We start from the raw sequence: 12,729 nt of genomic DNA, 5'->3' as shown, positions 1-12,729 counted from the left end.
TTAAACAGGCTCTAAGTTATGGTCGAATTTTTGTCCTCATTTTATTTGCGTATTAATATAGTTCGTTAATTGTCAATTGTTAATTGTCATGCCGGGTACATGGTTCGGCGTGTACCACGTATTCCCCCTTAGCTTTGCTTTTCCCCCTTTGAAGGGGGGAAGGGGGGATGTTCATATTCACGCCATCGAAGGGCGAACACTACACGGCAAACAATTCAACAAATCAATGCCCGAAGGCCTGACCGCTGAACATTGACTGACTTGACCATTCATTATGTCAGGCTTACAGCCCTCCGCCGAAATACGATGCTTTTTTCCCCAACGCTTCTCATTGGGCTGAATTAAGGCGCCCTTTCAGGGCTTTTACGGCAATCAGCCTTCAGCCGGCCAACAACTCAACGCCCGCAGGGCATACAAGGGCTGAAAGCCCGGATTATTTCAGCCCCATCCCGCCGACATCCGGACCTTGTTCGCAGGGCTGAAGGCCTGAATGAAATTCATTATGATTTGTTCTATTGCGGAATCTGGATTTAAGTTTACCGGACAGCCGGTATACCAATCGTACAAAGAAACTAAAAACACATGAAAAGGGTTTATATGCCCATTATATTGCGTTTAAAATGAAATCACGTGCAGTTTTGTTCTATTGTAAAGTGGAGATACAATTTTTACCGGACAACCATTGTTATTTGGCAAAAAGGGGCTTGTTCACTATCAAAACCAAGAGGAATAAGGTTTTGAATACGTTTACCGGACAGTAATAATTTTGAATAGGAAGAACTTTTTGTCAGTTACCCCTCTCAAATTAGCTCGAAAAAGTTATATTTTAGCACGGTCTATGGTTCTTCGTCGTTCCAGAAGAAGTCGTCGGTTATATCGAAACTTGTAAATTGTTCCAGCTCGCGGCGCTCTTTTTTTGTGGGGCGTCCCAATCCTTTGGCCCGGTCTACAAAGCCGGAGATCCGGTTTAGTTCCAGTTTCTCGTACTCTTCGGGCGGAGTGATGTTTTCGAGATATTCGGGCACTAATTTGGCACCCATGCGGTTTTCGGTCAGACGAAGCACCTTGAACGAGAATGTGACCGGAGGCTTACGCACTTCGATGATGTCGCCGACCTTGATCATTCGGGACGGTTTTACGTTCACTCCTCCCATGGCGATGCGATTCTTTTTGCATGCGTCGGCCGCGATGGTGCGTGTCTTGAAAATACGCGTGGCCCACATCCACTTATCGATTCTGACTTCTTCCATCTTCATCGGCGGTTAAACTGATTCATGGTTATATCCGGTCCGGCAAGGCAGAAGCTGCGTATCATCTCGGTTGCGAGTTTTACGCAGTCCGGCATTTGGTCGAGTTCTTCGTCGGTGAACGGACTCAGAACATAATCGACCTGTCGGCCGCGTGGAAAGTCGTTCCCGATTCCGAAACGGAGGCGGGCATACGCTTCCGTGCCGAGCAATTCTTTGATATTCCGCAACCCGTTGTGTCCGGCATCACTTCCTTTCGGTTTCAGTCGTAACGTGCCGAACGGAAGCGACAGATCGTCTACTACTACAAGCAGTTGGGAGATGGGGACGGATTCTTTTTGCAACCAGTAACGTACGGCATGGCCGCTCAGATTCATAAATGTATTTGGCTTCAAGACGACAAGTTCGGCATTCTTCACACGAAAACGCGCCACGGCTCCGTAACGCTCTTCCGTGAAGTGCGCGCCGGCTGCTTCGGTCAGTGCGTTGACTACACGGAAACCGATATTATGGCGCGTACCCCAGTACTCTTCGCCTATATTTCCTAACCCGACAATCAGATGTTTCATTACTTTACTCGAAAAAGAATCATTAAAAAAGAGGAGCATGTCTCTTTCGAAAAACATCTCCTCCCTCTTTGTTTACAAAAGCAATCGCTTTTCTTATTTTCCGGCTGCAGCGGCCGCAGCTCCGGCAGCACTCTGTGCGGCACGTGTCATCTTCACCGCGCATACGACTGCATTCTTCGGACTGATCAATTCTACATGATCAAACTGCAATTCGCCTACTTTGATGGTTTTGCCCAACTCCAAATGATCGACATTGACCGTCAATTTCTCCGGAATCTGTTCTGCCAGCCCTTTCACTTTCAGCTTACGCATGGCCTGCGTCAACTTACCACCGGCTTTTACACCGACCGCGTGTCCGGTCAATGCTACCGGAACGTGCATTTCGATCGGTTTGTTGGCAAAGACTTCCTGAAAATCCAAATGCAAAATCGCATCCGAAACGGCATGAAACTGAATCTCTTTCAAGATAGCATTCACTTTTCTTCCGTCGCCCATCTCGATCGAAACCAGATGGATTTCCGGCGTATAGATCAATTTGCGCACTCCGTCGAACGATACGGAAAAGTCCGTAACAATGATTCCCTTACCGTCTCCGATTTCTACCAGTTTCTCTCCTGCGTTCATCTTTCCCGTGTAGGGCAATGCAACAGGCTCCTGACCATACAAAACGGCCGGAATCATACCTTGTTTACGCAGGTCTTTCGACATCTTCTTGCCGAGGTGCTCCCGCGGCGTTCCTTTCAATTCAAACGTTTTCATTTTTCTAAAAAATTGTGTTACTCAAAATTAGTTTCTGCTTCCTAATTTCCCATCACACGACGACAGGCCTTTCAAAAAGCGCCGCAAAGATAAGAAAAATACCGGAAAATCATTCGGCGGGTAACGGAAAGAAAGGGCAACCACGTAAAGTTCTAAGGAAGTGTCCTCCATCCACTCCTCGGCCGGCATCTGGATGTCACCTTCGGGAAAGATGCTTTCCAAGCCGGAAAAGACCAAGTTTCCACGAACCTTAACACGCTCGAAAATATGCCTTATCCATCGTACCAAACAAAAAGGACAAGGTGTCTGTCAAAGCAATGAAATCCGATAAGCATCGGTTTCAGATCCGATAGGCATAGAAAAAAATCCGATAAGTATCGGATTCGCAACTTGTACCTCAAGGAAATTGCATAGACTCTTTTGAAAAAAGACGTTGTACCGTTGCAAAGAAGCGCGTTACAAATCATGCTTTTTTTCTCTTGCGATTTTTTCCGGTCTGCTTGAAAGACGAAATATTTCGTGTACTTTTGCTTTCGTAATTATTTTATTCTATTCGATGAAAAAGACAGCATTAATTACAGGTATCACAGGGCAGGACGGCTCGTTTCTGGCCGAGTTTTTGATTGAAAAGGGATACGAAGTACATGGCGTTCTTCGCCGTTCTTCGTCATTCAATACAGGAAGGATCGAACATTTGTACCTTGATGAGTGGGTGCGTGATATGAAGCGACAGCGTCTGATAAACCTGCACTACGGCGATATGACCGACAGTAGTTCGCTGGTGCGGATTATCCAGCAGACACAGCCCGACGAAGTGTATAATCTCGCCGCGCAGAGTCATGTGAAAGTGAGCTTCGATGTGCCGGAATATACGGCCGATGCGGACGCTCTCGGAACACTTCGCCTGTTGGAAGCCGTGCGCATCCTCGGGATGGAGCAAAAGACACGTATCTATCAGGCTTCGACGTCCGAACTGTTCGGACTCGTGCAGGAAGTGCCCCAGAAGGAGACGACTCCTTTCTATCCGCGCTCACCCTATGGGGTGGCCAAGCAGTACGGCTTTTGGATTACGAAGAATTACCGCGAGAGTTATGGGATGTTTGCCGTAAACGGTATTCTGTTCAACCATGAGAGCGAGCGGCGTGGAGAGACGTTCGTCACACGCAAAATCACCCTTGCCGCGGCACGTATCGCACACGGGCTGCAGAATAAGCTGTATATGGGCAACCTCGACGCGCGTCGAGACTGGGGATATGCCAAGGATTATGTGGAATGTATGTGGCTGATGCTTCAACATGATCAGCCCGAAGATTTTGTGATTGCCACGGGACAGATGCATACCGTGCGCGAGTTCTGTACGCTGGCTTTTAAAGAAGCCGGGATCGAATTGCGTTGGGAAGGCGAGGGCATAGAAGAAAAAGGAATCGACGGAAAGACGGGACGTGTACTCGTCGAAGTCGATCCGAAATATTTCCGTCCGGCCGAAGTGGAACAGTTACTCGGCGACCCGACAAAAGCAAAAACATTGCTGGGCTGGAACCCGAACAAAACATCGTTCGAGCGTTTAGTGAAAATGATGGTGGAACATGATTTGAAGGGAGTGGGGAAGCTAGGAATAAGAAGAGACAAAATATAGGGTAAATTAACCACAAGTTTCACAAGTTGAATAAATAGGAGATGCACGAAAATGAGATTGCTAAAATAATATTTGCTGCAACAGTCAAGATTCATAAAGAATTGGGACCCGGATTATTCGAGAGTGCTTATGAAACTTGTCTGGCATATGAGCTACGCAAGCAGGGACTGATAGTAGAAGAACAAAAAGAACTTCCTATCATTTATGAAAGTATTTACTTAGATAAAGGCTATCGGATTGATATATGCGTTGAAAATAAAGTTATTGTTGAGTTAAAAGCAGTAGAGATGATAACGGATGTGCATAAAGCTCAGCTATTAACGTATCTCAAATTGTCAGGCTGTAAACTTGGTTTGCTGATTAATTTTAATGTTCCTTATATGGGCAAAGGGGTATATCGGTTCATTAACGGGGCATTATAATAAATTTTCTTTTGTGCAACCTGTGTATTTTTTTGTGTAACTTGTGGTAAAAAAATAGAAGAAACATGAACCAATCATCCAAAATATACGTGGCCGGGCATCGTGGACTGGTGGGATCGGCCATCTGGAACAACCTGCAACAGAAAGGGTATACCCACTTGATCGGACGTACGCACGATGAACTCGATCTGCTCGATGGCGCGGCCGTGCGTCGTTTCTTCGACGACGAACGGCCCGAATATGTCTTTCTCGCAGCCGCTTATGTCGGCGGGATTGTGGCAAACAACCGGTACCGTGCCGACTTTATTTATCGTAATCTGGGCATTCAGCAACATGTCATCGGTGAGAGTTACCGGCACGGTGTGAAGAAGTTGCTGTTTCTCGGAAGCACATGCATCTATCCACGCGACGTACCGCAACCCATGAAAGAAGAGGCGCTCCTGACCGCTCCGCTCGAATACACGAACGAACCGTATGCGATAGCCAAAATCGCCGGCTTGAAAATGTGCGAGAGTTTTAATCTGCAATACGGCACGAACTATATAGCTGTGATGCCGACGAACTTGTACGGCCCTAACGATAATTTCGATCTTGAACGCAGTCATGTCTTACCGGCGATGGTGCGCAAAATCCATCTTGCAAAATATTTGGGAGAGAAGGATATAAATGCGGTGCGTGCCGACTTGGCCAAACGTCCCGTCGAAGGGGAAGACGGGACGGGAAGCGACGAAGCCATCCTACGACTCCTCGCGAAATACGGCATCAGTCCTTCGAGGGTAACGCTGTGGGGCACGGGACGTCCTTTGCGCGAGTTCCTTTGGAGTAAAGAGATGGCCGATGCTTGCGTCTATATCATGGAGCATGTCGACTTTGATGATTTGAAGGGCGACGCGGACGAAGTCCGTAACTGTCATATCAACATCGGCACGGGCAAGGAAATTTCCATCCGCGAATTGGCGGAACTCGTCGCCCGTACCGCAGGTTATCGCGGAACACTTACTTTCGACGCTTCAAAACCTGACGGCACGATGCGCAAACTGACCGATGTCTCGAAGCTGCATGCCCTTGGATGGCATCATCGGATTGAAATAGAAGAAGGGGTGGAACGGATGTATCGGTGGTATTTACAGTAACTCTCCCATCGTTCTGAGCTCCTGATAGAGTCGTTGTACCGGCAGACCCATCACATTGTAGAACGATCCTTCGATGCCGCGCACGCCGATGTAACCGATCCATTCCTGAATGCCGTACGCGCCGGCCTTATCGAAAGGTCTGTACGTATCGACATAGAACGTAATTTCCTGATCGGACAATTCGGCGAAATCAACGACAGATGTCACGGAAAACTCGTTTTGATTTTCGCGCGAAGTCAGCACGACAGCCGTCACGACTTTGTGTTTCCGCCCCGAAAGCCGGTGCAGCATCCGTATCGCGTCATCCCGGTCTTTCGGCTTTTCAAGGATACCTCCGTCGAGGATGACGATCGTATCGGCGGTAATGATCAGCTCATCGGGTTTCATGTCCGGGAGGTAAGCCTTCGCTTTCTCGCGAGCGATAAAGCAGGGGATTTCTTCCGGAGCGAGACCGGCGGGATGGGATTCGTTGATATCGGGTATCAGGCGCACCTCAAAATCGAGGTTCAATCCTTTCAGCAGCTCCCGGCGTCGCGGCGAGGCCGATGCCAGAATGATTTTATGTCGGGTCGGCAGGGTCTTTGTAACCGGCTTCGGGGTAGTTCCCGTATGTTTATGTCCCTTTTTCCACGCGGCTTTCCGTGCTTCGTACGCGGCGAACTGTTTTTCCAGATAATTATCAGCCATCTCGTATCGTTATTGGGCAGACGATTGTCCGTGTTTCATGATTGCGAAGACCGCGCGCAGAGACAAAAGTTTTGTTTCCAGATACATTATATTATCGATATCTTCGTGTTACGGGAAGCAAAAGTAAGGACTCGTTTTGTTTTTCCCAAATCCTTTCGTACTTTTACGGTCGTAAATAAACATTATACCAATGAAAAAAATAGCAACAGTGTGCACCATGGCAGCAATGATGGCATGCAGCAGCGTAGAACAGAAGCAGGAACAGGCATCCGGTACATCGATTATCGGACAGCCTGATGTGAAGATTGAGAACGGACAAATGTCTCCCGAAGTATTGTGGGCATTCGGACGGGTAGGGAATATGTGCGTTTCGCCCGACGGCAAACGTGTGGCTTATACCGTTACGTATTACAGTATCCCCGAAAACAAAAGCAATTCGGAGGTGTATGTGATGGATACCGACGGAGCAAACAAGAAACAGCTTACACGGACGGCCGCCCGCGAAGGGGCGTTGGCATGGCTTCCTTCGGGCAAGGCGATCGCTTTCTTGCGCGACGGTAAGCTCTGGAACATCGATCCGGAGAATGGAGCCGAAACGCAAGTGTCCGATATAGAGCAGTCCATCGACGGATTTATCTATGCTCCGGCCGAAGACAAGGTGCTGTTTGTTATTGCTACTAAAATCGAAAAATGCACGGGGGCTGAGCTTTACGACGATTTGGACAAAGCCAATGCCTATGTCTACGACGATCTGATGTATCGTCATTGGGACAGCTGGAAAGACGGTAATTACAATCATATTTACGTGGGAGACCTTGTGGGTGGTAAAGTGAAAGCGGTAGAAGATATTATGCCCGGCGAGCCGTACCATGCTCCGACGCGGCCTTTCGGCGGTACGGAAGAAATTACATGGAGCCCCGACGGAACGACGATTGTTTATACCTGCAAAAAACTGACCGGCAAAGAGTATGCTTTCCAGACAAATTCCAATCTGTATGTATATACGTTGGCCGATAAAAAGACGCGACTCCTTACCCCCGATATGCCGGGCTACGATAAAAATCCGAAATTCTCGCCCGACGGTAAACAATTACTCTGGTCGAGCATGCGTCGCGGCGGCTTCGAAGCTGATAAGGAGCGTATGATGTTGATGGATTGGCCGACCGGTGAGATGAGAGATGTTTCCGAAGCGCTCGATGCGAGTCCTTCGTCGCTTCAATGGACGGCAGACGGTAAAACGATTTATCTGACAGCTCCGATCAAAGAGGCTCATCAGTTGTTCGCATTCGATGTAGCGAGCGGAATCTTCAAACAGCTTACCGAGGGCGATCATGACTATCAGCATGTGCAGCTTGCCGGCGACAAACTGATCGTAACACGTACGACGCATGTTAATCCGGCCGAAATATTCCGCGTCGACCCGGCCAATGGAAAGGCAGAAGAGATTTCATTCGTGAACAAGGAACTGATGGATAAGCTGAACCTCCCGACGTTCGAGAAACGTTTGATCACCACCACCGACAATAAGCAAATGGTCACATGGGTAGTCTATCCTCCCAAGTTCGACGCGTCGAAGAAATACCCGTTGCTACTCATGTGTACGGGTGGGCCTCAGGGTGTACTCGGCCCGTCGTTCAGTTATCGCTGGAATTATATGCTGATGGCGTCACAAGGTTATGTCGTAGTCGTACCCGCTCGTCGTGGAACTTCCGGCTCCGGTCAGGAATGGTGCGATGCCATTTCGAAGAATCACGGTCAGCAGGACGAGCAGGATTTGCTTGCGGCTATTGATGCGATCAGCAAAGAGCCGTGGGCCGATGCCGAACATATCGGTGCGATGGGAGCAAGCTACGGAGGGTATTCCGTCTTTCATTTGGCCGGAACGCATAAAGGACGCTTCAAAGCGTTTCTGGCACATTGCGGGATCTTCAACATGGAGTTTATGTACCCGACAACAGAAGAAATGTTTTTTGAAGAATGGGAAAAAGGAGGCGCACCTTGGGATAAGGAGAATAAAGTGGCTCAGAACTCATTCGCTCATTCGCCTCACCATCTCGTGAAAAACTGGAACACTCCGATCATGGTGGTTCATGGCGAACGCGACTTCCGCGTGCCTTATTCGCAAGGAATGGCAGCGTTCAATACGGCACAGATGCTTGGTGTCGAGAGCCGCTTGCTGATCTTCCCGACCGAAAATCATTGGGTGCTCAGTCCGCAGAACGGAATTGTGTGGCAGCGTGAATTCTTCCAATGGTTCGATAAGCATTTGAAAGTGAAATAATATCGAACGAAGAAAAAGAAAGTTATTTCGTAGCGAACAGGTATGAAAGCCGGTATCCGTATCTTTTTCGTGCTGTTGGGAGGAATCCTCTGGTCTGCTTGCGGGCAGTCGGGAGGAAATGCGGAAGCGTATGAGAGAGTAGCTCTTTCGGAGGAGATGGCAACTGACGAAGTCTCTTCTACCGTAACGAATAAAACGGCAGACTTCGTAGCTCCCGTTTCGTATGAAAGGAAGTTGACAAAGACGGGGGTGCTTCGTTTCGAAACGTCGGATGCGAAGAAAACTCACGCGGCGATTCAACATGCGGTGACTGAAACGAAAGGATATGTATCGAACGATAACCGGAATGAATACCATGATCGCGTAAGCTATACCGTTATCGTTCGCGTACCGGCCGAAAACTTTGATACGCTGCTCGGTAAAATCTCTTCCGGAGCCGATAAGATTGTTTACAAACATATCGAAGTCTTGGATGTAACGCAGGAATATATCGATCTGGATACTCGTATCAAGACCAAGAAAGAACTCGAAAACCGTTATCAGGAACTGCTCAAGCGCGCCCATACGATCGATGAAATCTTGAAGATCGAAGAACAGATCGGTATTTTAAGAGCCGACATTGAATCGGCCGAAGGACGTTTACGTTATTTGACCAATCAATTGACGTTCAGTACCCTTACTGTCGAATTTTATGAGATGTCATCCGTCATAGCCACCGGATTCGGGTATGAATTGAAAGAGGCCTTCCGAAACGGATGGGATTGCTTGTTGCAGGGCATTCTTGTCGTGGTGAATCTTTGGGCGATATTCTTGTGCGTCTTCGTCGGATGGGTGATTGTCCTACAACTCAGAAAGCGAAGGAAAAGAACCTCCAAAAACAATGTATAACCTTCGTGTGATCCGGGAAAAGTATTTGGGCTTATGAATTATTCAAATTCTGCGATATATATGAAAAAAAAATGGAATCATCAATGGTTGCTTGCGGTAACCTTGTTATTAGCTATTACCTCGTGTAACAATGTAAAAAAAGAAGGAGTTGAAATTTTGAAACAATCCGATTTTCCCGCATTTCCTGTTGCGGAAGTGATGCCCGATACGTTTACGAACTTCGGGCAGCAGCGTATCGACCATTATTTTTGGTTGAAAGACAAGAATAACCTCAAAGTAATTGATTATCTGAAAGCCGAAAATGCGTATACCGATACGGTGATGGCATCGACGAAAGCTCTTCAGCAGATCATTTACGATGAGATTCTCGGCCGGATGAAAGAAGACGACGAAAGTTATCCGTCGTTCAAAAACGGTTATTACTATTACAGTCGTACCGAAAAAGGCAAGCAATATCGTACGCATTGCCGCCGAAAAGGCACGATGGACGCGCCCGAAGAAATCATTTTCGACATCAACAAGATGGCGGAGGGCAAACCGGCTTTTATCTTCAGCGGTTATTCCATCAGTCCGGATAACAGCAAGGCCGCGTATTTTTATAATGAAACCGGTTCGTACGCTGAATTTACGATGAAGATCAAAGACCTTGCTTCGGGCGAGACGGTCGGTTTCGAAGTCACCGGAGCAGCCTCGATGGCGTGGGCGAACGATAACAAAACGTTATTCTACAGTGTGATCGATAAAACATTACGCTCGTCGAAAATCTATCGTCAGATGCTCGACGCCTCCGAGGGCGAATTGATTTATGAAGAAACGGACGCACGTTTTAGAACCTATGTTTCGGGCAGTAAGACAAGAGAACACATTTTTATTATGTCGGGAAGTTCGACGACCTCTGAAACGCGTTATGTCTCGGCCGATCATCCGACCGACGCGTTTAAAGTATTCATGCCTCGCGTGCAGGATGTGGAATACAGTGTGTATCCGCACAAAGACAAGTTCTTTGTACGCTATAAGGATAAAGAGAATCTGAACGGCATGATTTATGAAGCGCCGCTCGTGGGCTACGAAGACCGTACGACGTGGAAGGTGTTCGTTCCACACGATAAGGATGTCCGTATTGAAGGCATTGATGTGTTGAAAGACTACGTGGCATTGGAGCTGCGTAAGAACGGATTGGCTGAAATTCATATCAAACCGCTCGACGGAAGTGAAACGAAAACGATCGCGTTTCCCGAACCCGTTTATTCGGCATGGTTGGGCGGAAATCCCGAATACGATGCAACGACTGTTCGTTATACGTACACTTCGCTGAACCGTCCGACTACATTATATGAATATACGGTTACAAACGGCGAGACGGCTAAACTCAAAGAGCAGGAGATTCCTTCCGGTTTCAACCCCGACGATTATACGGTAGAGCGTCTCTGGGCTACGGCTCCCGACGGTGTGAAAGTGCCGATGGCCATCGTATATAAGAAAGGATTGAAGAAAGAGGGTTCGAATCCCGCTTTGCTTTATTCGTACGGCAGTTATGGGAGCAGTTCCGACGTGTATTTCAGCACAAGCTATTACAGTCTGATCGACCGGGGCTTCGTGTTCGGTATCGCACAGATACGTGGCGGAAGCGATCTGGGTGAACAGTGGTACGAAGATGGTAAGCTGCTGAAAAAGAAAAATACGTTTACCGATTTCATTGCATGCAGCGAAATGCTGATTAGCGAAAAGTACACATCGTCCGATAAGTTGGCGATTATGGGCGGAAGCGCCGGCGGATTGCTGATGGGAGCCGTTGCGAATATGCGTCCCGACTTGTATCAGACAGTTGTGGCGCAAGTGCCGTTCGTCGATGTCATTAATACGATGCTCGACGAGTCGTTGCCGCTCACTACGGGCGAATACGAAGAATGGGGTAATCCGAACGAGGAAGAGTTTTATCAGTATATGCTTTCTTATTCGCCTTACGACAATATCAAGGCGCAGAATTACCCCAATATGCTTGTAACGGGAGGAATCAACGATTCACAAGTGCTGTTCCACGAGCCGACAAAGTATGTAGCGAAACTTCGTTCGATGAAGACTGATGATAACATCCTGATTTTGCACATGAACATGGATTCGGGACATGGAGGCGCGACCGGTCGTTACGACGGTATCAAAGATACGGCTTTCGAGTTTGCCTTTATCCTGAACAGGGTAGGGATCAACAAATAAAGCCGGATCGGCAACCAATCGAAGATAAGAGAAAAAGGGGATGTCTTTCAGTGGCATCCCTTTTTTGCTCTCTTCGCCTGAGAGAATATACCAATCAGCACTACTGTCCCGTAAAAGTGGATAAATAGTTCTTTGAGATTATTGAAATATAATCAATTATGCGGTTTTATTAAAATGAAACGGACTTGATTTTGCAACTTTGCAGTCAAATACAAATGGCTGCTATGTTCCAAGATAAATACGTTTTCTCTCAACTAACCACTTTTCTGAACAGAAATCAGTTCAACAACTATGTTCGCAAGTATAATGGTAACCGATATGTGAAACATTTCACTTGTTGGAATCAGATGCTCGCAATGATGTTTGGGCAACTGAGTAACCGTGAGAGCCTACGAGACTTAATCGTTGCTTTTGAGGTACATAGGGCTAAGCAATATCAGCCGGGGTTAGGTCGTGGACCAATAGCCAAGACAACTCTTGCCACAGCCAACCAGAACCGTGATTACAGAATTTTCGAAGACTTTGCATTCTATATGATGAAAGAAGCCTGCCAGAAGACAACCAACATCCTTGACATTTCAGGAAATAAATATGCGTTTGATTCAACAACGATTCCGTTATGTCTTGCAACATTCCCATGGGCAAAGTTCCGAAGTAAGAAATGAGGAGTGAAGGCTCATGTCTTATATGACATCGAAGCACAAGTTCCTGCCTTCTCTACTGTAACCACCGCGTCAAAGTACGATTCTACGGCAATGTCTTCAATCCATTATGAACCAAATGCTTATTATATATTCGACAGGGCTTATGACTCCTTTAACCCAGATTACGCGATAGGAACTTTTTGGTTTAGATTTATGGGGAAATCCCATAGTCCGATGAACCATTTTCGT

Annotated in this window: 11 protein-coding genes; 7 read left to right on the top strand and 4 right to left on the bottom strand. The window is 47.3% G+C overall.

The window, feature by feature from the left end; all coding sequences use genetic code 11:
- Window positions 1–836 precede the first annotated feature (836 nt).
- From EII41_RS12230 to EII41_RS12220, 3 genes are all read right to left on the bottom strand, one after another.
- Window positions 837–1,250 (bottom strand): RNA-binding S4 domain-containing protein, encoded by a 414-nt coding sequence (locus EII41_RS12230; protein WP_124790818.1) that lies wholly within the window; start codon window positions 1,248–1,250, stop codon window positions 837–839.
- 2 nt (window positions 1,251–1,252) lie between these two features.
- Window positions 1,253–1,816 (bottom strand): aminoacyl-tRNA hydrolase, encoded by a 564-nt coding sequence (gene pth, locus EII41_RS12225; RefSeq protein WP_124790817.1) that lies wholly within the window; start codon window positions 1,814–1,816, stop codon window positions 1,253–1,255.
- Window positions 1,817–1,909: 93 nt separating this feature from the next.
- Window positions 1,910–2,575 (bottom strand): 50S ribosomal protein L25/general stress protein Ctc, encoded by a 666-nt coding sequence (locus tag EII41_RS12220; protein WP_124752517.1) that lies wholly within the window; start codon window positions 2,573–2,575, stop codon window positions 1,910–1,912.
- Window positions 2,576–3,131: 556 nt separating this feature from the next.
- Between EII41_RS12220 and gmd the strand changes: the two genes are divergently transcribed.
- From gmd to EII41_RS12205, 3 genes are all read left to right on the top strand, one after another.
- Entirely contained in the window at window positions 3,132–4,211 is a 1,080-nt protein-coding gene (gene gmd / locus EII41_RS12215) for a GDP-mannose 4,6-dehydratase (protein WP_124790816.1), read from the top strand.
- A 41-nt stretch (window positions 4,212–4,252) separates the two neighbouring features.
- On the top strand, window positions 4,253–4,633 hold the full coding sequence (locus EII41_RS12210; protein WP_124790815.1) for a GxxExxY protein: 381 nt from the start codon (window positions 4,253–4,255) through the stop codon (window positions 4,631–4,633).
- 65 nt (window positions 4,634–4,698) lie between these two features.
- Window positions 4,699–5,766 (top strand): GDP-L-fucose synthase family protein, encoded by a 1,068-nt coding sequence (locus EII41_RS12205; protein ID WP_124790814.1) that lies wholly within the window; start codon window positions 4,699–4,701, stop codon window positions 5,764–5,766.
- Here the strand turns inward: EII41_RS12205 and EII41_RS12200 are convergent.
- On the bottom strand, window positions 5,758–6,453 hold the full coding sequence (locus EII41_RS12200; RefSeq protein ID WP_260425582.1) for a Maf-like protein: 696 nt from the start codon (window positions 6,451–6,453) through the stop codon (window positions 5,758–5,760). The two genes, EII41_RS12205 and EII41_RS12200, sit on opposite strands and share 9 nt — an antisense overlap.
- A 190-nt stretch (window positions 6,454–6,643) precedes the next feature.
- Here EII41_RS12200 and EII41_RS12195 point away from each other — a divergent pair, with 190 nt between their 5' ends.
- The 4 genes from EII41_RS12195 (at window position 6,644) to EII41_RS12180 (ending at window position 12,501) form a co-directional block, all read left to right on the top strand.
- Window positions 6,644–8,734, top strand: a complete 2,091-nt coding sequence (locus EII41_RS12195) for a S9 family peptidase (protein WP_124790813.1) — start codon at window positions 6,644–6,646, stop codon at window positions 8,732–8,734.
- 42 nt (window positions 8,735–8,776) lie between these two features.
- Window positions 8,777–9,622 (top strand): DUF4349 domain-containing protein, encoded by an 846-nt coding sequence (locus EII41_RS12190; protein ID WP_124790812.1) that lies wholly within the window; start codon window positions 8,777–8,779, stop codon window positions 9,620–9,622.
- Between the two features lie 60 nt (window positions 9,623–9,682).
- A complete protein-coding gene (locus tag EII41_RS12185) occupies window positions 9,683–11,836 on the top strand; it encodes a S9 family peptidase (protein WP_260425581.1) in 2,154 nt (717 codons plus the stop codon).
- A 215-nt stretch (window positions 11,837–12,051) separates the two neighbouring features.
- Window positions 12,052–12,501: a DUF4372 domain-containing protein gene (locus EII41_RS12180; RefSeq protein ID WP_317615876.1), complete on the top strand. Its 450-nt coding sequence runs from the start codon at window positions 12,052–12,054 to the stop codon at window positions 12,499–12,501.
- The last annotated feature ends 228 nt before the right edge of the window (window positions 12,502–12,729 follow it).

The organism is Tannerella forsythia (assembly GCF_003860135.1).
Taxonomy (GTDB): Bacteria; Bacteroidota; Bacteroidia; order Bacteroidales; family Tannerellaceae; genus Tannerella; species Tannerella forsythia_A.
The sequence above is the reverse complement of the archived record's forward strand: the minus strand, read 5'-3'. Positions and strand labels throughout refer to the sequence as shown.

Excerpts from the sequence above, each read along its gene's own strand:
- EII41_RS12180 (WP_317615876.1), top strand. The coding sequence starts at position 12,052 with ATGGCTGCTATGTTCCAAGATAAATACGTTTTCTCTCAACTAACCACT.
- EII41_RS12220 (WP_124752517.1), bottom strand. The coding sequence starts at position 2,575 with ATGAAAACGTTTGAATTGAAAGGAACGCCGCGGGAGCACCTCGGCAAG.
- gmd (WP_124790816.1), top strand. The coding sequence starts at position 3,132 with ATGAAAAAGACAGCATTAATTACAGGTATCACAGGGCAGGACGGCTCG.
- pth (WP_124790817.1), bottom strand. The coding sequence starts at position 1,816 with ATGAAACATCTGATTGTCGGGTTAGGAAATATAGGCGAAGAGTACTGG.
- EII41_RS12195 (WP_124790813.1), top strand. The coding sequence starts at position 6,644 with ATGAAAAAAATAGCAACAGTGTGCACCATGGCAGCAATGATGGCATGC.
- EII41_RS12190 (WP_124790812.1), top strand. The coding sequence starts at position 8,777 with ATGAAAGCCGGTATCCGTATCTTTTTCGTGCTGTTGGGAGGAATCCTC.
- EII41_RS12200 (WP_260425582.1), bottom strand. The coding sequence starts at position 6,453 with ATGGCTGATAATTATCTGGAAAAACAGTTCGCCGCGTACGAAGCACGG.
- EII41_RS12230 (WP_124790818.1), bottom strand. The coding sequence starts at position 1,250 with ATGGAAGAAGTCAGAATCGATAAGTGGATGTGGGCCACGCGTATTTTC.
- EII41_RS12205 (WP_124790814.1), top strand. The coding sequence starts at position 4,699 with ATGAACCAATCATCCAAAATATACGTGGCCGGGCATCGTGGACTGGTG.
- EII41_RS12210 (WP_124790815.1), top strand. The coding sequence starts at position 4,253 with ATGCACGAAAATGAGATTGCTAAAATAATATTTGCTGCAACAGTCAAG.
- EII41_RS12185 (WP_260425581.1), top strand. The coding sequence starts at position 9,683 with ATGAAAAAAAAATGGAATCATCAATGGTTGCTTGCGGTAACCTTGTTA.